A 20,371-nucleotide genomic window follows, 5' to 3' on the forward strand; every position below is an offset into this window, starting at 1 on the left:
CAACGACGGGGCAACGAAGGTCAGCATGCGGCTGGGGGAGTACCTCCAGGCGCTGGGCATCCTGACCGACCACCGGGGGGACCCTCGGTTTTCCGATTGGGACGCCCTGCTGAAAGACTACGAGGCCTTTCTTGCGCAGCAAGAGGAAAAGGAACCGGGAGCGTGATGATGCTCCCGGTTCCTTTTTTTGAAAAGGTTGGAGCGGTTTTCATAGGAAGGTACAATAGAGGTACCTGCCATGGGATTTTATAGAGAGGGCAGAATAGAACACATCGAGACCATGGACGGCACGAGAATCCGGGTGGGCGAGGTGAAGTACATCGCCGGGGATGCGGTCCGGCGGGGCCGGGCGGAGATGAAGGGGCTGTGCCAGAAGGCGGGGGTGGAGGCCACCAAGGTGTTTCCCCGCAACCTGCGCTATTTGTTCGCCCGGACCTTTTATAAGGCCAGACGGACCCTGGCCCAGCTGGCGGATGAGTTTGTATACTCCAGCATCGAGACCACCCTGATTTATCTAATTTCCACCGAGTAGGAGCACGCAAGACAGTTGGAACTGTTGGGGTTTGGCCAATGAAATGAAAAGATAATAGACAAAAATAAAATTTTGCATGGTTAACACGGGAGGAGACTCGATTCAGAGGATATCTTCCTTTTGGAACTATATGCAGCCCTGTTGAAAAGATGAAAAAAGACGCGCCAAAGGAAGTCGCAAAAAAATAGCGTGTTTTTGGCTTCTTTTGGCGCGCTTGAAGAAGGATCTTTGTATTGCCTTTTTAAATTTTTTGTGGTACAATTTCCGAAAATATGATACGTATATATTTGTTTACATCTATTTTTGTACAACATATTGTTTTTGTGAACAAAGGGAGGTGGTCGTTTGAGGGAGAACTTGTGCACCTATTGCTTGCGCCAGAACCACTTGGGTGTTTCTGCTAGATGAGTGGGACGCCCTGGGTGCGACGCACCCTGCCTCCGAAAGAGAGATGTCTCCCATGGGAGTAAGAAGCGGGTGTGGTGGTGCGACAAGGGGCGCGTCTGGCAGGCGCCCGTCTATATACCAGCAACGCCGACGGCTGCCCGGTGTGCGCCGGTTTGGGCTGCGGCAAGCGGAGACTCCAGTATGACCGGATCATGGCTGAGTTGGAACGGTGAGTACAGCCTGCTTCGGTACAACAGAAAAGGAGGTGGGGCCAGGGTCAACGAACCTGAAATCCACAAGATGACGAAAGGAGAAAAAATGAAGAAACGAGTCCTATCTTGCTTCATGGCGTTGGTGATGATGCTATCCCTTCTGCCCATGAGCGTGCTGGCTGCGCTGGGGGAGACACAGGCTAGTTCAGTGTCTACCGATTCCGAAAGCCCGATTCAGATCACGAAGTCTGTCTCGGAGGATGGAAGAAAGATTACCATGGAGGCATATGCCAAAAACACCGTTACGACCACAACTAAGACCGAACCACTGGATATTGTTCTGGTGCTGGACGTATCCGGGTCCATGAACGATCCGTTCAGCGATAGCTCGAATAGACTATCTGCACTGAAAAACTCGGTCCGATCCTTCATTGATAGCGTTCAGAAGAACGCAGCTGAGAGTGATGTGAATCATCGGATCGGTATTGTGAAATTCGCAAGTGACAAAAAAAATACAGTTGGAAATGAAACATATTTTGGTAACCGTAACTATTCTCAAATCGTAAAAGAACTGACAGATGCTTCGAACGCACCTGAATTGGAATCGGCTGTTAATGGCTTGCGTCATGGCGGCGCTACACGAGCCGATTTTGGCATGGAAAAAGCGGAAGAAGCCTTGAAGGACGGCCGTGAAGAAGCCAAAAAAGTTGTCATCATGTTCACGGATGGAAGTACTACCAGCAGTAATGGCTTTGAAATGCAGGTTGCCGACGATGCAATTAAAAGAGCCAGAGACTTGAAGAATAGAGGCGTGGCTGTTTATACCATCGGCATTTTTGAAGGCGCTGATCCGAGTGACACCGAGGCACCGACAAACGCCTACATGAATGGCGTTTCCTCCAATTATCCGGAAGCTGAGGGATATATAAATCTTGGCACCCGCGTAGTGGGGGACTACTATTTTGCCGCCAGCGATGCAGCAAGCCTGAATCAAGTATTCCAGAAGATTTCTGAGGAGATCTCCAGCCTGAAGGTTAACCCTGATGCGAACTCTGTTCTGTCGGATATCCTGTCCCCCTACTTTGCATTCCCTGAGAACGCCACAGATGATGTACAGGTATCGAAGGTCCGGGTGGCGGGAAAGAACGGTGACAACTACACTTGGGGAGAATCTGAGGATATTACTGATAGGGTTACGGTCAACGTCACAGTAGATGGGAATGATAAAACCATTTCCGTTACTGGGTTTGATTACAAAGAAAACGCAGTGACAGAGAAGACTGTCAATGGAGAGACGGAATACAGTGGCGCTAAGCTGGTGATTACCTTCCCCATTGAGGCGGATACTTCCTATACCCAGTGGGAAGAAGGAAAAAAATATTATCCCACTAATCAAGCTGCTAGTATGACTTATAAGAATGAGAGCGATGATCAGGCTGAGACCAAACTGAACGACTCCCCATCAGTACCCGTGACCGCATATAAGGTGACGTATGAGTGGGACAACGCTCCTGAGGGAGCTCCCACACCGCCTGCTGATGGAAAGTATTACATTCAGGGACAGAGTTATTCTGTGGATTCCACTCAGTACAATCCCATTGAAAAAAAGGATACGTATGGCAATGTGAATGGCCGATACACCTTTAGCGGCTGGAAAGTGAATGGTGAAGGTGAAGTTGTCACTGGCGAACAGGCAATGGGTACCAGTGACGTGACCCTCAAGGGTGAGTGGACGTATACTCCGGTTGCTGTTGAGACACACAGAGTAACCTATGAGTGGACCGGTGATGTTCCCGAAGGTAAGACCCTTCCTGGTGATATTACCGGTTTGGTAAATAATCAACCTTATACCGTTGATACTGAGTATACCAAAGATACTGTGGTAGAGACAAAGGATACGTACGGCAATGTGAATGGCCGATACACCTTTAGCGGCTGGAAAGTGAATGGTGAAGGTGAAGTTGTCACTGGCGAACAGGCAATGGGCGCCAGTGACGTGACCCTCAAGGGTGAGTGGACGCATACTTCGGTTGCTGTTGAGACACACAGAGTAACTTATGACCCCAACGGCGGTCGCGGCACCATGAATGACGGAAACTCCCCCTATGTGGCTGGCAGCGAGGTCACTGTGCTGAAGAACAAGTTCTATCGTTCCCACTACAGATTCCTGTACTGGACCACCAATAAGGATGGCACAGGAACGAGATACCATGCTGGCGACACGTTCAACATCAATGCAAACACTACTCTGTACGCACAATGGCGGCACACCGGTGGCGGCGGCGGTGACGTGAAGCCACCCGTGCTGGACACCAAGAACCACTATGGTTATATCGTGGGTTACACCGACGACACCGTCCGGCCCAACGGCGACATCACCCGTGCTGAGGTGGCTACCATCTTCTTCCGCCTGCTGACCGACGAGTCCCGCGACCAGTACTGGAGCCAGACCAACAGCTTCACGGACGTGGCAGCAGATCAGTGGTACAACAACGCCATCTCCACCCTGACCAACGCAGGCATTCTGGACGGCTATGAGGACGGAACCTTCCGTCCCAACGGCAAGATCACCCGTGCAGAGTTCGCCACCATTGCGGTGCGCTTCTTCGACCTGAGCTATGAGGGCAAGGACCTCTTCCCGGACATTGCCAACCACTGGGCAAGAGAGTACATCAACCAGGCGGCCTCTGCCGGCTTCGTGAACGGCTATGAGGACGGCGCCTTCCGTCCTGATAACCCCATCACCCGTGCCGAGGCGGTGACCCTGGTGAACCGGACGCTGAAGCGGAAGCCTCACAAGCACCATATGCTGGACAACATGAAGATGTGGTCCGACAACATGGATAAGACTGTCTGGTACTATGAGGCCATCCAGGAGGCCACCAACTCCCACGAGTACTACATGGAGAAGAACGACCAGGGTGTCGAGTACGAGATCTGGACCAAGATCCTCCCCATGCGCGACTGGCCCGCTCTGGAAAAAGAGTGGTCTCAGAGCAACGGCGGCAAGTAAGACTTCAGCCAAAGCATACACGGACCCGAGCCTGACGAGGCACTCTCTTATTTGAGAGAAGCTCCCCACCCGGTTCGCCGAAGAATATGCAGCAGTCCCCCGGAGAAAATCCTCCGGGGGACTGTTTTATGCCCTGGTCAAGAGCTTTACTGCGGTGTTTTGGTGCCCTTCTGTCAGGGCGAAGCGGGAGGCCAGGCCGTCGGTGAGATAGAGGTCCCCCTGGGTGGTGATGAACACAGCCTCAAAGTCGTGGCTTTCCCGCCAGAAGGCGGCAGCGTTCATAGTCCCCGGAGGTGACCACGGCCTGGTCCTGGACCGAGAGAACCAGGATAGGGGCGCCGCCGTTGGGGTCTTGGACGGCGATCTTCCATAGTGTGCCGTCCGGTTTGCTGCCGATGGCCTGGATGTTTCCACCCAGATTCAGCAGGGCGGAGGTCACCCCGTGTTCCCGCAGGAGCTGGGCGGCCTGACGGCCGACGTAGCCCTTGGCCACGCTGCCCAGATCGATCTGCATACCCGCAGGGAGAGAGAGGGTCCCGGTTTCCGCATCCAACCGGATCCTGGTGTGATCTACATGGGAGAGCAGGGCGTCCAGCGTCTCTCTTGGGGGGATTTGGTAGCGGCCTGTGGTAAAGCCCCACGCCCGCACCACCGGGTAGATGGAGAGGTCCAGGGCTCCGCCGGTGCGCTGGCAAAGGGCCAGAGACTCTGCCATCAGGTCTGCGGCGGCCCCTGTGAGGGTCCCTGCGCCGGTGCGGTTGATGGTGTGCAGCGCACTGGTCTCCGCCGTGACGGAGAGCTGCTCTTCCAGACCGGTCACCAGCGCTTTCGCCTCATCCAGGAGGGACGACTCTCCGTATACGGTGAAATGCATGGTGGTGTCCATGGCGAAAAAGTTCGTCTCCCGGGGCTGGCCGGCGGCGGAAGAGGCGCAGCCGGAGAGCAGGCAGGCGGCCAGAAGTCCAAAGATCCACTGTCGTTTCATAGAGAGGCCTCCTTTCGCGGGGGAAAAGGCAGAGGGGAAGGAAAAACGAGCATTGACAAATTCCTCCTGATTCGGTATACTTTTGTTCTGTGATGGTTAGCCATAACTAACCGTCGCGGAAAGGCAGCCATGAGCGGCATTTTATTTTGCACAATGGTTAGTTAAAGCTAACTGAATGGGAAATAAAATATCCCAGCGCAGGATGGTCTGCATTATACCATGGAAAGAGGGTGGTTTGCAACCGGCTGTTTTTCGACGTACGGCGGATATACGCCAGACATACTGAACGCCGCCCGGAAGGATGGGCGGAAAACGCAACAGGAGGTTAGACCATGAAGACGATCCTTCGAAAAGTGGGGTCTCTGCTGCTGTCGGCGGCCATGCTGGCTTCGCTGGCGGTCAACGCGGCGGCGGTGGAAGCCCCGGGTCCGGAGGTGCGGGAGAGCCGCGCCGGCCATGCGGCTGCGGAGCAGGCGGCTCCCCCCACCCAAGTGACAGCAACATACCATAAGAAATACATTGAGGCCTCCCACGTGTACCTGAACTTTGGCCAGGATGAGGCGACCAAGGCGTGGCTGGAAAGCCTTTCCCAGGTGACGGTGCAGGGGGTGACCTACAGCAAACAGCATACCATTGTGTCCCAGAAAAGAGCCTGGACGGTGGACAAGGATATGGAAGCACATGATCTGCCGAAGGTGCTGAAGATCACCGAGAGCTTTACGCCCCCTGCCGTGGTCGTCCTGTCTGCTGAGGGCTACCAGGACCTGACCCTGACTCTCACCAGAAGCGGCAGCGGTTCCGATGCCAGCTACACAGGAGAGATCCAGAGGGACGGCGCCAGAGAGACGGACCCGCAGCCGGAAAAGACCATCTCCCTGGACCAGATCCAGGTCACGGATGACGGCGGGATCTTTCCTGCCTATCATTGGTACATTGGCTTCACACAGGCGGAAGGCTATGTCTCTGCCATCACGAACGTAGAGGTCAACGGAGAGCCCTGGGAAAAGAGAGACTTTGCGCCCTCCGCAGGCGGCGCATATGCTGCGGAAACCGGGGAAAACCGTCTGGTGTTCTCCATCAACAGCTTCAGCTCCGGTGCGCCGGCTGCCTTGAAGAGCGGTGACGTCATCAAACTCACCGCCACGGGCTACAAAGATCTGGAGTTCAAATTCATGCTGGATAAGAACGGCAAGAACCCCACCGTGGAAGCCAACGACGGTCAGGGTGACCGGTATGACCTGCATGTGAAGCTGAAAGGCTCCTTTGAGGCGGCCATTGTGGGACAGAAGGACTACGATGGGGTATCCGGCGCAACAGGCAGCGTCTCCACCAACAAAAACAGCGACGTTACCGTCTACGGGGCGCTGGTGGAAAAGGGGACGGAACCCCAAGAGAACGATTGGAAGGAACTGGAGAGCGGCGCCTCTGACATCACCATTGATGGCAGCAAGTGCACTGTCTCCATTGTTCCGGATACCGAAAAGGGAACGCCCGCCAATCATGAAAGCGGGATGCGAGGGGTCCATCTGACCATCAGCAGTGCGCTGACCCTCAGCGGCACCCCCAAAGATCCGGGCCACTATCTGGTCTCCATGACAGTGGCCGACGCCCAGGGGCGCACAGCCACCAGCAATGCGCTGCCCTTCCGGGTCTATACCGGGGAAGAAACGCTGGCCGACCAGCTAAAACTGGAAAATCTGAGACAGACCCAGGACGGCAAGCACATGTGGGACATCATGGAGCCCTGGGCCATCAAGCACTTTGGCAGCAACGTGGTGGAGGAGGAGAACAGCGTCCGGGTCCCTGCCACGCTGAAAGCCTGGTACGGCTCCCACACCAGCGGTACCTATGGCTACCTGGGTTATGACATTCCCTGGGAGGAAGTCCTGGCGGACAACATCCCCCAAACCCTGCACATCCCCAACGGCTGCGATCTGACCCTGGTCAACATGAAGATCCTCAGCAGCGTTCGCATCGTGGTGGAAAACGGCGGAAAACTGACCCTCCGGGACTCTGTGGTCCAGGGGATCATCGACGTGGCCGACGGCGGGACCTTCTCCATGAACTACAACGGTTTCGGCAAAGGGACCTTCCTGACCGGCGCCTCCCTCTGCGGCCAGCTGCGGCTCCAGGATGGAGCCATCCTGGAGAACGCTGCCATCTATTCCCACACCAACTATCTGGCCAACGGTGACCTCACCGACCGCACCAGCAACCAGCCTGTGGTGGTGGCCAACGGAAACGTCACCGTCCGCGGCAAGGTCTTTATCCAGGGGGATGAGGCCGGGGATGGCGTCCTTGGTCAGGCCGGCCTTCTGGTAAAGAAGGGGACCCTCACGGTAGAGGAGGGGGCCACCCTTGTGGTCTACGGCGGCGACGCAAAGGTGCAGCCGGCCACCGGTGGTACTGCCATCCAGCTGGACGAGGGCACCATCACCGGTGAGGGAACGGTGGTGGCCATCGGCGGCCGGCCCCTCTTCGGCAATGGCGGCACCGGCGTCACCGGACAGGGGACCATCTCCACCGCCCAGGCCTTCCTGCAGGGGGCCACAGCCTTCTCCTCTGGAAGCCAGGCGGGTAAGGCCCTGAATGGTGAAATTTCCGTCACCTCCCCCAGACGGCACGTGGCCGATGGCACTATGGCAGGAACGACAGCGGACGATCCTCTGGCAGACCTCTACTGGAAGAGCGGCATTGAGCCGACGCCTCCCCTCTCGGCGTTTTCTATCCCTGCGCTCTTCACCATCACGGCAACTGCCGGGGAGGGCGGCAGCATCTCGCCCGTGGGTGAAGTGAAGGTAGAGGACGGCAAAGACCAGACCTTCACCATCCAGCCCAACAGCGGCTATCACGTGAAGGACGTGACTGTGGACGGGAAGAGTGTGGGTGCGGTGAGCAGCTATACCTTCGAAAAGGTAACTGGCGACCACACCATCAAGGCTGTCTTTGCAAAGGATGACCCCACCACCCGCTACCGCATTGAGGCCAGCGCAGGCCCCGGCGGCACCATCAGCCCCGAGGGCATCGTCCGTATCTCCCAGGGCGGCAGCCAGCACTTCACCATCACCCCCAACGAAGGGTACAAGATCCTGGACGTGGTGGTAGACGGCAAGAGTGTGGGCCCGGTGGACAAGTATACCTTCCAGAACGTCCGTGCGTGGCACACTATTGAGGTGACCTTCACCAGGCAGCCTGCCAGCCCCGGCGACACTGGCGTGTCTAACTGGCTGGACACCAAGAATCACATGGCCTATCTGAACGGCTATCCCGGCGGGGTCTTTGCTCCCCAGCAGAACATGACCCGTGCCGAGGCGGCGCAGATGTTCTGCAACCTCCTGCTGGAGAAGAACGTGCCCATTACCGTGTCCTTTACCGACGTGAACGACAACGCCTGGTACGCCAAGGCCGTGAACACCCTGGCTTCCCTGGGGATGATCCAGGGCGTGGAAGGCAACCGGTTTGAGCCGGACCGTGCCATCACCCGTGCTGAGTTTACCGCCATTGCCATGCGGTTCACCAACGGCGGCACCAAGGGAGACAACATCTTCTCTGACGTGCATCCCGGCCAGTGGTTCTATGACGCTGTGGTGGGTTCCATCCAGTACGGCTGGATCAACGGCTATGAGGACGATACCTTCCGTCCCAACAACACCATCACCCGTGCCGAGGTGGCTGCCATCACCAACCGGATGCTGGACCGTGAGGCCGACCGCGGCTATGTGGATGCTCACGCTGACGAACTCCGTCTGTTCTCCGACGTGGACAAGGGCCATTGGGCTTACTACACCATCGTAGAGGCCAGCCACGCCCACTAGTACACCAAGGACCACAACAACCAGTTCTGGAAGTGATGGGCTTCCCAAACTGAACTTCCGTGGTCCGGGATCACGCATATCCTGGTCCATAAGAACGAAAACAGCAAGGGCGCTCCCAAAATGGGAGAGCCCTTGCTGTTTTATCTTCGTGGATTAGGACAGGCGGCTTTTAAAATCTTCGTAGCCGAATGCCCGGATGAGGGTTTCCTTGCCCTCTTTATCCCGCCAGACGATGGAGGGAAGCGCCATACCGTTAAAGGTATTGGTTTTCACCATGGTGTACAGGGCCATGTCCTGGAACACCAGCAGGGAACCCTCGGTCAGGGGATGGTCAAAGGAATAGTCTCCGATGACGTCTCCGGCCAGGCAGGTGGGCCCGGCCAAACGATAGAGGTGGGGCTTTTCTCCCGGTTGGCCGCTGCCCTCCAGCGGCGGACGGTAGGGCATTTCCAGTACGTCGGGCATGTGACAGGCGGCGGAGGCATCCAAAATGGCGATCTGCATTTCGTTCTCCACCACCTCCAGCACCCGGGTCATCAGGAACCCGGCGTTGAGGACCACGGCTTCCCCCGGTTCCAGATAGACCTCCACGCCGTACCGCTGCCGCAGGCGGCGCACCAGAGAGATGAGACGGTCCACCTGGTACCCGGGGCGGGTGATGTGGTGTCCGCCCCCCAGGTTCAGCCATTTGAGGCCGGAGAGCCAAGGGCCGAAGGAGGCTTCAAAGGCGTCCAGGGTAGTTTCCAGGTCGTCAGCGTCCTGCTCGCAGAGGGTGTGGAAGTGGAGTCCATCCAGCAGAGGGAGCTGGCTGGGGTCAAAGTGGGCCAGAGTAGTGCCCAACCGGCTGCCGGGGGCACAGGGGTCGTAAATGGCGTGGCCTTCCTGGGTGGAGCACTGGGGGTTGATGCGCAGGCCCACGCTTTTTCCGGCGGTCCGGGCTTTGGGCGCGTACCGGGCCACCTGAGCCGGGGAATTGAAAACCAGGTGGTCGGCGTAGGTCAGCAGCTGGTCAAACTCATCCGGCCGGTAGGCGGGGCTGAACACGTGGGTCTCGCCCCCGAAGGCCTCTTTGCCCAGCCTGGCCTCGTAGAGGCCGCTGGCGGTGGTGCCCGCCAGATACTGGCGGAGCAGGGGATAGCAGGCAAACATGGAAAAGGCCTTCTGGGCCAGGAGGATCTTGCATCCGGCCTCCTCCTGCACCCGCCGCAGGAGGGTCAGGTTCTCCAGGAGCCTTGCCTCATCCACAAGAAAGTAAGGGGTACGGAAGGACATCAGTCAACCAGCTCCGTGTTCTCATCCAGCTGCCAGGGCAGGCCCCACTGGTTCAGAGCGTCCATGTAGGGATCGGGATCGAACTCCTCTACGGTGTACACGCCGGGCTTGTTCCACTTGCCAGTGAGGAGCATCATGGCGCCCACCATAGCGGGCACGCCTGTGGTGTAGCTGATGGCCTGGCTGCCCACCTCCTGATAGCAGGCCTGGTGGTCGCAGACGTTATAGAGGTAGGCCTTCTTCTCCTTGCCGTCCTTGCGGCCAGTGAAGATGCAGCCGATGTTGGTCTTGCCATGGGTGCGGGGACCCAGGGAGGCGGGGTCGGGGAGCATGGCCTTCAGGAACTGAATGGGCACGATGGAGTGGCCCTCGTAGTCGATGGGGGTGGTGGAGAGCATGCCCACGTTTTCCAGGCACTTCATGTGGGTCAGATAGCTCTGGCCGAAGGTCATGAAGAAGCGGATGCGCTTGACCCCGGGGATGTTCTTGGCCAGGGACTCGATCTCCTCGTGGTGGAGCAGGTACATGTCCTTCTTGCCTACCTGGTCGAAGTCGTACTCCCGCTTGATGCTCATGGGCTCCACCTCCACCCAGTGGCCGTTCTCCCAGTAGGAGCCGGGGGCGGAGACTTCCCGCAGGTTGACCTCGGGGTTAAAGTTGGTGGCGAAGGGATAGCCGTGGTCGCCGCCGTTGCAGTCCAGGATGTCGATGGTGTCGATCTCGTCAAAGAGGTGCTTCTGGGCGTAGGCGCAGAAAGCCTGGGTCACGCCGGGGTCGAAGCCGGTGCCCAGCAGGGCGGTGAGGCCGGCCTCCCGGAACTTCTCCTGATAGGCCCACTGCCAGGAGTAGTCAAAGTAAGCGGAGAAGCCCAGCTTCTTGCAGCGCTTTTCATAGGCGGCCTTCCACTGGGGCTCGTCCAGGTTTTCCGGCTCATAGTTGGCGGTGTCCAGGTAGTTCACGCCGCAGGCCAGGCAGGCGTCCATGATGGTGAGATCCTGGTAGGGCAGGGCGATGTTCATGACCAGATCGGGCTTCACGTCATTGATGAGGGCGATGACCTGGTCCACCTGGTCGGCGTCCACCTGGGCGGTGGTGATCTTGGTTTTGACGGTGCCTTCCAGCTTGGCTTTCAGGGCGTCGCACTTGCTCTTGGTGCGGCTGGCGATGCAGATCTCCTCAAAAACCTCGCTGTTCTGGCAGCACTTCTGGATGGCGACGTTGGCTACGCCGCCGCAGCCGATGATCAAGACTTTGCTCATGGATGGGTCCTCCTTTGTGATGATTATGATAGAAAATAGAATGCGTTCCGATAGATAGGGGTAACAGGATAGAGCGTTACCGCGGGGGCAGGGCCAGGAGCATCTCCCGGATGACCTTGCAGGCCACTGCTGTAGAAACCCCGGTGGGGTCGTAGTGGGGGGAGAGTTCGTTGACGTCGCAGGCCACTACGTTGGCCCGGCTGCACACCAGGGTCACAGCCTGACGCAGGGCAGAGAAGGAGACCCCCTCCGGCTCCGGGGTGCCGGTGCCGGGAAAGACCGAGGGGTCCAGTACGTCCAGGTCCACTGTAAAGTAGACAGGCTTGTCACCAATGGCGGTCAAAGCGGTTTCCAGACCGTCCAGGTCGAATTTGTGGGTGGTCACATGGTCCTGGGCCCAGCGGAACTCCTCCCGGGTGCCGGAACGGATGCCGAACTGGAAGATCCGTCCGTCGCCCACCAGCTCCCAGCAGCGCCGCAGCACGCAGGCGTGGGAGAGGGGGGTGCCCAGGTAGTCCTCCCGGAGATCGGCGTGGGCGTCAAAGTGGATGACGTGGAGGTCGGGGTACTTTCGGACAGCAGCCCGGAAGGCGCCCAGGGTGACCAGATGCTCTCCGCCAATGAGGAAGGGACGTTTGCCTTCAGCCAGGATGGCATCCGCCTGGTCCTGGATGGCGTCCAGGGCCCGGGCCGGGTCCCCGAAGCAGAGTTCCAGGTCGCCCAGGTCACAGACGGCGGTGTCCTCCAGGTCCTTGTCCTGGTAGGGGCTGTAGGTCTCCAGACCGTAGGACTCCTGCCGGATGGCGGCGCTGCCGAAGCGGGTGCCCGGCCGGAAGGAGGTGGTGGAATCAAAGGGAGCGCCAAAGAGAATGGTGTGGGCCTCCCGGGGATCTTTTTCGCAGGCCATAAAGCCGTCGAAGGGTTTACTCAACATGTCGCAGCAGCTCCTCTACATAAGCGGGAATATAGAAGGCACCCTTGTGCAGGGTGGTGGTATAGTACCGGCAGGGCAGGCCCCGCTGGTTCCAGCGGGCTTCGTCCAGGTCCCGCAGGGGATGGTATTTCTTGCTGGCAAAGCCAAAGAGCCAGTGGCCGGAGGGATAGGTGGGGATATGGGCCTGATAGACCTTGCTGATGGGGAAGGACTCCACGATGCGCTTGTGGGCCCGCTGGCAGGCCACGGCGTCCTCCTCGTAGAAGGGGCTCTCGTGCTGGTTCACCATGATGCCGTCGGCCCGAAGGGCCTTGTAGCAGTTGCCATAGAACTCCCGGGTGAAGAGGCCCTCCCCGGGGCCGAAGGGGTCGGTGGAGTCCACGATGATAAGGTCATACTTGTCCTGGGGGGAGCGGACGAACTTGAGCCCGTCTGCGTAGTGGATGGTGAGACGGGGATCGTCCAGGCAGCAGGAAGTCTGGGGCAGGTGAGCCTTGCACACCTCCACCACCAGGGGGTCGATCTCCACCATGTCGATGTGGCGGATCTCCGGGTAGCGGACCAGCTCCCGGATGACGCCTCCGTCTCCGGCGCCGATGACCAGCACATCCTGCACATGGGGATGGACGGCCATGGGCACGTGGACGATCATCTCGTGGTAGATAAATTCGTCCTTCTCTGTGAGCATCATGTAGCCGTCCAGGGTGAGGAAGCGGCCGAACTCCGGGGACTGGAATACGTCGATGCGCTGAAACTCGCTCTGTCCGCTGTACAGCTGGCGGTCCACCCGGATGGAGAGTTTCACATGGGGGGTCTGTTTTTCACTGAACCAAAATTCCATAGCGTCCTCCTCTCAAGTGTCCAAAATATTGAGGCTGGTGATGTCCGGGTCCTCAGGCCCGGTGATGGAACAGCCTTTGTCCTTGGCGTAGCGGATGTAGTCGATGATCTCCTTGGTGATCCGCTCGCCGGGGGCCAGAATGGGGATGCCGGGGGGATAGCACATGACGAACTCGCTGCACACCAGCCCGGCGGTATCCTCCAGAGGCAGGCGGCGCTTGGGGGCGTAAAAGGCCTCCTGGGGGGAGACATCCACCTTGGGCTCGATGTACTCCTGTTTCATGAGGTCGGTGCCCGAGCCGCCGAACCGGCGGCGGATCTCGCTCAAAGCGCCCACCAGCCGCTCCACGTCCCGGAGCCGGTCTCCGATGGAGAGATAGGCCAGGATGTTCCCCAGGTCGCCGAGCTCGATCTGGATGTCATACTCGTCCCGGAGCAGGTCGTAGACCTGGATACCTGCCAACCCCACGTCCAGGGTGTTGACGGACAGCTTGGTGATGTCGAAGTCATATACGCTGTCCCCGTTTACCAGCTCCCGGCTGAAGGCGTAGTAACCGCCGGTGGCGTTGATCTCCTCCCGGGCGTACCGGGCGATCTCGATCACCCGGGAAAAGGCCTCCTGTCCCCGGAGAGCCAGGTTCCGCCGGGCGATGTCCAGGCTGCTCAGCAGCAGGTAGGAGGCGCTGGTGGTCTGGGTGAGGTTGATGGTCTTGCGGATGTGGCCGGGCTGCATCCGAGGGCCGGCCAGCAGGAGACTGCTCTGGGTGAGGCTGCCGCCGGACTTGTGCATGGAGACGGCGGCCATGTCCGCCCCTGCCTCCATGGCGGACACGGGCAGGTCGGGGTGAAAATAGAAGTGGGTGCCGTGGGCCTCGTCGGCCAGGCAGTACATATTGTGCTCGTGGGCCAGCTTGACAATGCCGGGAAGGTCGGAGCAGATGCCGTAGTAGGTGGGGTTGTTCACCAGAATGGCCTTGGCGTCGGGGTTTTCCCGGATGGCCTTTTTCACCTGGTCCAGGCGCATTCCCAGGGGGAGGCCCAGGCGGTCGTCGCAGGCGGGGTTGACGTAAACCGGGATCGCGCCGCACAGCACCAGCGCCCCCATGGCGCTCAGGTGGACGTTGCGGGGGAGGATGATCTTGTCTCCCCGCTTTACCACGGAGAGGATCATGCTCTGCACGGCGCTGGTGGTGCCCCCTACCATGAGGAGGGCGTGGGCCGCGCCGAAGGCCTGGGCAGCCAGCTCCTCTGCCTCCCGGATCACTGAGACCGGGTGGCAGAGGTTGTCCAGGGGTTTCATGGAGTTGACGTCCATGCTCACGCAGGTCTCCCCCAGGAGCTTGGCCAGCTCGGGGTTGCCCCGGCCCCGCTTGTGGCCGGGCACGTCAAAGGGCACCACCCGCATGGCCCGGAACCGCTCCAGGGCTTCGTAGATGGGGGCCCTGGTCTGATCCAGAGGATTCATGGCTGCGCCTCCTTAATAAACATTTCGTCCGCTGAAGATCTCGATCATCTCCCGGCGCAGGTTGCTCATGATGTCCAGGCGGACCTTAGGGGGCAGCTCATAGACGTCGGTCTTGAAGAGATAGTTTTGCAGGTCCACTTCCTTCAGCATCATCTTGGTGTGGTAGAGGTTGGCGTCGTAGACGTTCATGTCCACGGCGTCGTACCGCCGGAGGATATCGGGGTTGATGTAGTCCTGGATGGAGGTGACTTTGTGGTCCATGAAGAGCTTTTTGCCGTCCACGTCCCGGGTGAAGCCCCGGACCCGGTAGTCCATGGTGATGATATCGGAGTCAAAGGAGCCGATGAGGTAGTCCAGGGTGGACAGGGGGGTGATCTCCCCGCAGGTGGCCACGTCGATGTCCACCCGGAAGGTGGCCAGGCTGGTCTCGGGATGGTACTCGGGATAGGTGTGCACGGTGACGTGGCTCTTGTCCAGGTGGGCCAGCTGGGTGCCCCCGGCGGGGATCATGGAGCCCTCGGCGATGAGGATGGCCACGGAGGCCCCCTGGGGATTGTAGTCCTGCTTGGCGATGTTCAGCACCTTGGCGCCGATCATGTCGGTCAGGTCGGTGAGGATGCCGGTGAGTCGCTCGGAGTTGTACTGGGAATCGATGTAGGCGATGTAATCCTTCTGTTCCCGGGCGGTTTTGGCGTAGCAAACGTCGTAAATATTAAAGCTGAGCGCTTTGGTCAGGTTGTTGAACCCGTAAAGCTGCAATTTATCGGCCATGGTGAGTCCCCCCATTTCTCTTTCCTTTTTCTTCCCTGCCGGAAGTGGGATGGTTCCCGGAGTGCGGGTCTGTCTGCGCCAGGTCACGGGCGCAAAAAAACAGGCAATGCGTCGATTACGCATTGCCTGTGTACCGTCAAAGAAAGAGAAGGATCAGAGATATGGGAAAAAGCCACACCGTAAGACCCGGTTTTGAGAAACCGAGCGGCAGGGGAAATCAGATCCTTTCCCGGGAAATTCCGGGACAAAGACGCGAATTCATACAGAGTCTATATAGCAAATACTTACTTTTACTACTCTTATTGACGTCTCATTGACAGTTTTACAAGTGGTCGCGTAAGGGATACGCAAATAGTTTTGAGAGAACCAACTCATAAAATTGAGCAAAGCGCCCAATCAATAATGGCAGCGAAACACGCCGCCCCTCGGCAGTTGACCCGGCTGTCCGTATGGCCTTTAACCCTCGAGCGGGTGGTCAGAAGAAATATTTGCATGGATACTCTGTACAAACACTCATATCACATGTCGGAATTAGTATAAAGGCTTCCCCATGAAATGTCAATCCTTTTTCTGCAGCGGCGAAAGAATTCCCCCGCCTGCCTCGGCAGGCGGGGGAGAGGATCACTTGACGAAGGCTTCCAGCTCCTGCTTGGACTTGACGCCCACGGATACGCCGGCGGGCTGTCCGTCCCGGAAGAGGAGCAGGGTGGGGATGGCGGCGATCTGAAAGCGCCGGGCCAGTTCCGGGGCCTCGTCTACGTTGACCTTGGCCACGGTGAGTTCAGGGTGTTCTTCGGCCAGCTGCTCGACCACAGGGGAGAGCATGGTGCAGGGGCCGCACCAGGAGGCCCAGAAGTCCACCAGCACCGGGTTTTTGGACTGGGAAATGGTATGGTCAAAATTCTCGTGGTTCATGGAAATAACAGACATCATCAGCACTCCTTTTCTGAAAAGATCTTGGTTTGTTTCTTTGACCATAGCATAGCGGAAAATCCGGCGGGGTACTGTGATGAAGGCACACTTCCTCCCAATTTTTTTCGCCTTGACAAAACACTCGGCTGCCGATATAATAACTATATCGAAAGACGATATAACGGAAGGCGAGGGATCAAAACCATGGCAGAGCATCCAACCGCCCTGACCGAGGCGGTCTACTATATTCTCCTGGCCCTGGACCAGCCCCTTCACGGCTACGGCATCATGCAAACGGTGGAGGCGTGGAGCGGCGGCCGTCTGCGGCTGGCCCCGGGTACCTTATACGGGGCGCTCACCACCTTGCAGGAGAAGGGGTGGATCTGTCCGGCTGGAGGGAGCGGACGAAAGAAGTGTTATGAATTGACCCCGGCGGGGCGGCAGGCTGTGCGAACCGAGCTGGCTCGCCTGCGGGAACTCACCGCCAACGGGGAGGCAGTGACGAAAGAATGGGGGGAACCGGTATGAAGGAAGAAAAACGGGTGTTTCGTCTGTATTTTGCCTGGGACTATCAGCGGGAAGAAGCGTGGCTGAACCAGATGGCAGAGGAGGGCTGGGCGCTGGAGGAGAGCAACGGACTGCGCTACCGTTTCCGCCGCAGCCAGCCGGGCCAGTGGGTGGTGCGGCTGGACCGCCCTGCCTTTTCCATGGACAGCCAGGAGGGACAGGAGTATCTGGACCTTATTCAGGAGAGCGGCGCCCAGTGGGTGGGCGGGATCAACCGGTGGATCTATCTCCGCCGACCGGCGGCGCTGGGGCCCTTTTCTGTGTACTCCGATCTGGCCGGGGAGGAGGCCCTGCTGCTGCGGGCCCGCCGGCAGATCCTCATTCCCGGTGTGCTGCTCTTCCTCCTGCTGGTCCTGGCCATTGGCGGCGCAGTCCGGGGAGACCGTGCCCTCTTGCCTGCGCTCATCACCTGGGCCGTGGTGCTGGGGATGTTGACCGCGGGACTCATCCAGCTCCAGCGGCAGCTGGGGCAGCTGCGCCGGGAGCGCCGCCTGCGGGAGTGAGGCGCAGCCTTGACGGAGCAGGAAAAGGGGCGGTATACTGAGACTGACAGGACCGGGGAACCTCCGGCCGGGTCCGTCCTCCTTCCTGTTCTCCGGAGGAAAAAGGAGATGACCATCATGCGCTATGCCATCGTATACAGCAGCAAAACCGGCAACACCAGGCTTTTGGCAGAAGCTCTGCGGGAGACCCTTCCCCGGGAGGACTGTCTGTATTTCGGTCCGCCCTGTGACCAGGCTCTGGAGGCATCGGTCCTCTATGTGGGGTTCTGGACGGACAAAGGGACCTGCGACCAGGACGCAGGAGACTTTTTAAAGAAGCTCGTCCCCGGGCAGCAGGTGTTCCTCTTCGGCACCGCCGGATTCGGCGGGGGAGAGGCCTATTTTTCCAAGATCCTGACCAACGTACGGGAGAATATTGGGGAAGGGGTGACCCTCACCGGCACCTATATGTGCCAGGGGAAGATGCCCCAGGCGGTGCGCCGCCGGTACGAGGCCATGGAGGACAGACCCCGCCGTCAGGCCATGCTGGACAACTTTGACCGGGCGCTGCACCACCCGGACCAGGGGGATCTGGACGCGCTGAAGCAAGCGGTACACCCCTGATAGAAACGAAAAAAGCCCCGGTATTCCGAAGGGGACCTGCCTTCGGAATACCGGGGCTTTTCGTTGCGTCAGGGGGATTTTTCCCTTTGGTAAGAGGGATCGACAGGGATCTCGATGCACACGATGGAGTCCTGCGGGGTCGGGGCTGTGCCCTCGTTGAGGGTGGTTTCGTAGGCGCAGCCCGTGAGGGGAATGCCCTGTTCCCGGACATAGTCCATGATCTCCTGGTAGCGGCCGGGCAGAGCACTCCAATCCCCCTGGCAGAAGGCCCGGAGATAGGTGCCCCTGGGCGGGGTGTGGAGACAGCCGTGTTTGGCGGGGGCGTCCATTTGGATGAAGAGAGCGGTGTAGTTGGTATAGTCTCCTTCGTAAAGGCTCTCTACGGGGACCATGGCCCCGAAGAGGGCGCTGGACAGCTCCCGGGTGGAGTAGTCGTTGGTCTGCTGGCAGATGCGCTCAAAGTCCTCTTCATAGGAGGCGTCCCGGGTGGTGGGCACCAGCACCAGGGGCGCCCAGGTCTTTTCCACCAGTGTGATGGCAGAGAGATCGGTTTCCCGCAGGATCTTCAGGTTTTCCAGGTAAGAGGTGATGAAGCGGCGGGTACTTTGCAGCTGGGTGATGCGCTGATCCAGGCTCGCCAGCTGCTGCTGGAGCAGAGGTTCCAGGGTGTCGGGGGAGGGGGCGTGGGTAAAGGGGCGGATCTGGGCGATGGGCACTTCCAGGTCCCGGAGGGTGAGGATGGCGCACAGAGGGAGGCTTTGAGCGGCGGTGTAGTAGCGGTAGCCGTTTTCTCCCACGTGGTCCGGGTGGAAGAGACCGATAGAATCATACCAGAGCAGGGTCTTTTTGCTGATGCCGTGGAGGGCGGCGAACTGACCGATGGTATAGTATTTTCTGTTTTTTTCATGGATGGAGGTTCCTTTGGATGGCTTAGGCGTAGTGGTACTTCTTCCGGCCCCAGAGAAGAAAACAGGTGGTGACCGCCAGGGCAGCTGCCTCTGCCACCGTGATGGACAGCCAGATCCCGTCCACCCCCAGCACCAGGGGGAGCAGCAGCACACTGCCCACTTCAAAGGCCAGGGTACGAAGAAAGGAGATGGCGGCGGAAACAGGACCGTTGCTCAGCGCGGTGAAGAAGGCGGAGCCGAAAATGTTCAGGCCGCTGAGGAGAAAGGCGAAGGAATAGATGCGCAGGGCGTGGGCGGTGAAGGCGCACAGCTGAGGGTCGTAGCCCACAAAGATCTGAGCCAGGACGGGGGAGAGCAGGGAGGCGATGAGGAGCATGAAAAAGGGCATGGCCAGGAGGATGATCCGGCTGTAGAGGATGCAGTCTCCCGCCATAGAGCCTGTGGCCCCCAGCAGACGGACGATATGGGGGAGGAAGACCTGGGCCAGGACCGCCAGCACCACCCCCGCCCCAAAAGTGAAGCAGGCGAAGAGGGAGAAGCTGCGGTTGGCCTCCTGAGGGTTTTGCTGGCCCAGCAGGCGGCCCACAATGGCGCTGCCGCCGGTCCCCATCATAAAGCCGGCAGACCCCAGGATCATAAAGAAGGGGAAGACCAGGTTGATGGTGGCAAAGGGAAGCTTGCCCACGAAGTTGGAGATAAAGAGACCGTCTACCATGCTGTACACAGAGGTGATGATCATGGTGAGCACGGAGGGAAGGACCCACCGGAGAAGCCGGGGGTAAGTGAAGTGGTCGGAAAGCTGGATCTTCATAGCGGCAGCCACAGACGCCCCTTTCTGCAAAGGATGGCCGGGCCCCCGAAAGAGGGGTGCCCGGCAGGGTCATGTCGATTATAAAGGGTACAGTAACGGTACAGTCAAGAGGCTTTTTCTCCTGCCGCTCCTGGGTTAAAGAGGGAGAGAAGAGAGCGTGCGAGGACCACCGTGCAGGGGACGCCGGCGGTCATGCCTGCCTCTGCCCGGCGGCCTGCTGCACCACCTTTTCATAGGGGGCAATGATGTAGCGGTTCATCTGGCCTTTCATCTTCTTTTGGGCAGAGGGCAGGGAGAGGAGGGCGCCCACCAGCTTCATCTGTACGATGCGCTTTTTCTGCTTCTGAGGGAAGTCATATATGCCGTTGACCTTGTAGAACTTGTGGTCGGCCTTCATAAGACCCTGCATCACATAGATGAGATCCCGGAAGATCTTCATCCTCCAGAAGCTCTTCCGGGAGGATGCCGTCGGGCCGATATCGCCGACCCATGGACAAGCATTCCAGAAGATGAAGGCATGGATAGGGTTTGTCATGAATGTACTGGATGAGAGGTTCCATGGTTTCCATAGAAAAGCTCCTT

Annotated in this window: 19 protein-coding genes; 7 read left to right on the top strand and 12 right to left on the bottom strand. The window is 58.8% G+C overall.

Annotated features, from left to right (window positions below; genetic code table 11):
- Positions 1-238 precede the first annotated feature (238 nt).
- The 3 genes from SOR61_RS03260 (at position 239) to SOR61_RS03270 (ending at position 4,144) form a co-directional block, all read left to right on the top strand.
- Positions 239-532, top strand: a complete 294-nt coding sequence (locus SOR61_RS03260; RefSeq protein ID WP_320611262.1) for a hypothetical protein — start codon at positions 239-241, stop codon at positions 530-532.
- A 479-nt stretch (positions 533-1,011) separates the two neighbouring features.
- Positions 1,012-1,152: a hypothetical protein gene (locus SOR61_RS03265; protein WP_320611263.1), complete on the top strand. Its 141-nt coding sequence runs from the start codon at positions 1,012-1,014 to the stop codon at positions 1,150-1,152.
- 256 nt (positions 1,153-1,408) lie between these two features.
- A complete protein-coding gene (locus SOR61_RS03270) occupies positions 1,409-4,144 on the top strand; it encodes an S-layer homology domain-containing protein (RefSeq protein WP_320611296.1) in 2,736 nt (911 codons plus the stop codon).
- A 126-nt stretch (positions 4,145-4,270) separates the two neighbouring features.
- On the opposite strand, the gene SOR61_RS03275 is transcribed toward SOR61_RS03270, so the two are convergent.
- Together SOR61_RS03275 and SOR61_RS03280 are read right to left on the bottom strand one after the other, a co-directional pair.
- Positions 4,271-4,426, bottom strand: coding sequence for a hypothetical protein (locus SOR61_RS03275; protein WP_320611264.1), 156 nt, complete (start codon positions 4,424-4,426; stop codon positions 4,271-4,273).
- On the bottom strand, positions 4,386-5,129 hold the full coding sequence (locus tag SOR61_RS03280; protein WP_320611265.1) for an FAD:protein FMN transferase: 744 nt from the start codon (positions 5,127-5,129) through the stop codon (positions 4,386-4,388). The genes SOR61_RS03275 and SOR61_RS03280 overlap by 41 nt, the downstream gene beginning before the upstream one ends.
- A gap of 332 nt (positions 5,130-5,461) precedes the next feature.
- On the opposite strand from SOR61_RS03280, the gene SOR61_RS03285 reads away from it, so the two are divergent.
- On the top strand, positions 5,462-8,944 hold the full coding sequence (locus SOR61_RS03285) for an S-layer homology domain-containing protein (RefSeq protein WP_320611266.1): 3,483 nt from the start codon (positions 5,462-5,464) through the stop codon (positions 8,942-8,944).
- Positions 8,945-9,097: 153 nt separating this feature from the next.
- Here SOR61_RS03285 and nspC read toward each other — a convergent pair whose 3' ends face one another.
- The 7 genes from nspC to trxA form a co-directional block, all read right to left on the bottom strand.
- Positions 9,098-10,216, bottom strand: coding sequence for a carboxynorspermidine decarboxylase (nspC, locus tag SOR61_RS03290; protein ID WP_320611267.1), 1,119 nt, complete (start codon positions 10,214-10,216; stop codon positions 9,098-9,100).
- Positions 10,216-11,475 carry a saccharopine dehydrogenase family protein gene (locus SOR61_RS03295; RefSeq protein ID WP_320611268.1) on the bottom strand — a complete coding sequence of 420 codons (1,260 nt, stop codon included), beginning with the start codon at positions 11,473-11,475 and terminating at the stop codon, positions 10,216-10,218. Before SOR61_RS03295 ends, nspC begins: the two co-directional genes overlap by 1 nt.
- Before the next feature lie 76 nt (positions 11,476-11,551).
- Entirely contained in the window at positions 11,552-12,409 is an 858-nt protein-coding gene (gene speB / locus SOR61_RS03300) for an agmatinase (protein ID WP_320611269.1), read from the bottom strand.
- Positions 12,399-13,250 (bottom strand): polyamine aminopropyltransferase, encoded by an 852-nt coding sequence (gene speE / locus SOR61_RS03305; RefSeq protein ID WP_320611270.1) that lies wholly within the window; start codon positions 13,248-13,250, stop codon positions 12,399-12,401. The genes speB and speE overlap by 11 nt, the downstream gene beginning before the upstream one ends.
- A gap of 12 nt (positions 13,251-13,262) precedes the next feature.
- On the bottom strand, positions 13,263-14,714 hold the full coding sequence (locus tag SOR61_RS03310) for an aminotransferase class I/II-fold pyridoxal phosphate-dependent enzyme (protein WP_320611271.1): 1,452 nt from the start codon (positions 14,712-14,714) through the stop codon (positions 13,263-13,265).
- Between the two features lie 12 nt (positions 14,715-14,726).
- Positions 14,727-15,485, bottom strand: a complete 759-nt coding sequence (gene speD, locus SOR61_RS03315) for an adenosylmethionine decarboxylase (RefSeq protein ID WP_320611272.1) — start codon at positions 15,483-15,485, stop codon at positions 14,727-14,729.
- Between the two features lie 621 nt (positions 15,486-16,106).
- Entirely contained in the window at positions 16,107-16,415 is a 309-nt protein-coding gene (trxA, locus tag SOR61_RS03320; protein ID WP_320611273.1) for a thioredoxin, read from the bottom strand.
- Between the two features lie 186 nt (positions 16,416-16,601).
- Here trxA and SOR61_RS03325 point away from each other — a divergent pair, with 186 nt between their 5' ends.
- The 3 genes from SOR61_RS03325 to bilS all read left to right on the top strand — a co-directional run bounded on the left by SOR61_RS03325 (position 16,602) and on the right by bilS (position 18,070).
- Positions 16,602-16,925: a PadR family transcriptional regulator gene (locus tag SOR61_RS03325; protein ID WP_320611274.1), complete on the top strand. Its 324-nt coding sequence runs from the start codon at positions 16,602-16,604 to the stop codon at positions 16,923-16,925.
- Positions 16,922-17,467 carry a DUF2812 domain-containing protein gene (locus tag SOR61_RS03330; RefSeq protein ID WP_320611275.1) on the top strand — a complete coding sequence of 182 codons (546 nt, stop codon included), beginning with the start codon at positions 16,922-16,924 and terminating at the stop codon, positions 17,465-17,467. Before SOR61_RS03325 ends, SOR61_RS03330 begins: the two co-directional genes overlap by 4 nt.
- 117 nt (positions 17,468-17,584) lie before the next feature.
- A complete protein-coding gene (gene bilS, locus SOR61_RS03335; protein ID WP_320611276.1) occupies positions 17,585-18,070 on the top strand; it encodes a flavodoxin family protein BilS in 486 nt (161 codons plus the stop codon).
- 68 nt (positions 18,071-18,138) lie between these two features.
- On the opposite strand, the gene SOR61_RS03340 is transcribed toward bilS, so the two are convergent.
- From SOR61_RS03340 to SOR61_RS03350, 3 genes are all read right to left on the bottom strand, one after another.
- Complete coding sequence (locus tag SOR61_RS03340) at positions 18,139-19,062, bottom strand: MerR family transcriptional regulator (RefSeq protein ID WP_320611297.1); 924 nt, start codon at positions 19,060-19,062, stop codon at positions 18,139-18,141.
- Positions 19,001-19,801, bottom strand: coding sequence for an MATE family efflux transporter (locus SOR61_RS03345; protein WP_320611277.1), 801 nt, complete (start codon positions 19,799-19,801; stop codon positions 19,001-19,003). The genes SOR61_RS03340 and SOR61_RS03345 overlap by 62 nt, the downstream gene beginning before the upstream one ends.
- Positions 19,802-19,979: 178 nt before the next feature.
- The gene (locus tag SOR61_RS03350; protein WP_320611278.1) at positions 19,980-20,228 is read right to left on the bottom strand and encodes a hypothetical protein; all 249 of its coding nucleotides are present in this window, start codon (positions 20,226-20,228) and stop codon (positions 19,980-19,982) included.
- Positions 20,229-20,371: the final 143 nt, after the last annotated feature.

The sequence above is a fragment of the Evtepia sp. genome (assembly GCF_034090835.1).
In the GTDB taxonomy this organism is placed as follows: Bacteria; Bacillota; Clostridia; order Oscillospirales; family Oscillospiraceae; genus Evtepia.

Bases quoted from the DNA above. Each gene is read 5' to 3' on its own strand.
- SOR61_RS03260 (WP_320611262.1), top strand. From the start codon at position 239: ATGGGATTTTATAGAGAGGGCAGAATAGAACACATCGAGACCATGGAC.
- SOR61_RS03270 (WP_320611296.1), top strand. From the start codon at position 1,409: ATGGAGGCATATGCCAAAAACACCGTTACGACCACAACTAAGACCGAA.
- SOR61_RS03275 (WP_320611264.1), bottom strand. From the start codon at position 4,426: ATGAACGCTGCCGCCTTCTGGCGGGAAAGCCACGACTTTGAGGCTGTG.
- SOR61_RS03280 (WP_320611265.1), bottom strand. From the start codon at position 5,129: ATGAAACGACAGTGGATCTTTGGACTTCTGGCCGCCTGCCTGCTCTCC.
- SOR61_RS03285 (WP_320611266.1), top strand. From the start codon at position 5,462: ATGAAGACGATCCTTCGAAAAGTGGGGTCTCTGCTGCTGTCGGCGGCC.
- nspC (WP_320611267.1), bottom strand. From the start codon at position 10,216: ATGTCCTTCCGTACCCCTTACTTTCTTGTGGATGAGGCAAGGCTCCTG.
- SOR61_RS03295 (WP_320611268.1), bottom strand. From the start codon at position 11,475: ATGAGCAAAGTCTTGATCATCGGCTGCGGCGGCGTAGCCAACGTCGCC.
- speB (WP_320611269.1), bottom strand. From the start codon at position 12,409: ATGTTGAGTAAACCCTTCGACGGCTTTATGGCCTGCGAAAAAGATCCC.
- speE (WP_320611270.1), bottom strand. From the start codon at position 13,250: ATGGAATTTTGGTTCAGTGAAAAACAGACCCCCCATGTGAAACTCTCC.
- SOR61_RS03310 (WP_320611271.1), bottom strand. From the start codon at position 14,714: ATGAATCCTCTGGATCAGACCAGGGCCCCCATCTACGAAGCCCTGGAG.
- speD (WP_320611272.1), bottom strand. From the start codon at position 15,485: ATGGCCGATAAATTGCAGCTTTACGGGTTCAACAACCTGACCAAAGCG.
- trxA (WP_320611273.1), bottom strand. From the start codon at position 16,415: ATGTCTGTTATTTCCATGAACCACGAGAATTTTGACCATACCATTTCC.
- SOR61_RS03325 (WP_320611274.1), top strand. From the start codon at position 16,602: ATGGCAGAGCATCCAACCGCCCTGACCGAGGCGGTCTACTATATTCTC.
- SOR61_RS03330 (WP_320611275.1), top strand. From the start codon at position 16,922: ATGAAGGAAGAAAAACGGGTGTTTCGTCTGTATTTTGCCTGGGACTAT.
- bilS (WP_320611276.1), top strand. From the start codon at position 17,585: ATGCGCTATGCCATCGTATACAGCAGCAAAACCGGCAACACCAGGCTT.
- SOR61_RS03350 (WP_320611278.1), bottom strand. From the start codon at position 20,228: ATGAAGATCTTCCGGGATCTCATCTATGTGATGCAGGGTCTTATGAAG.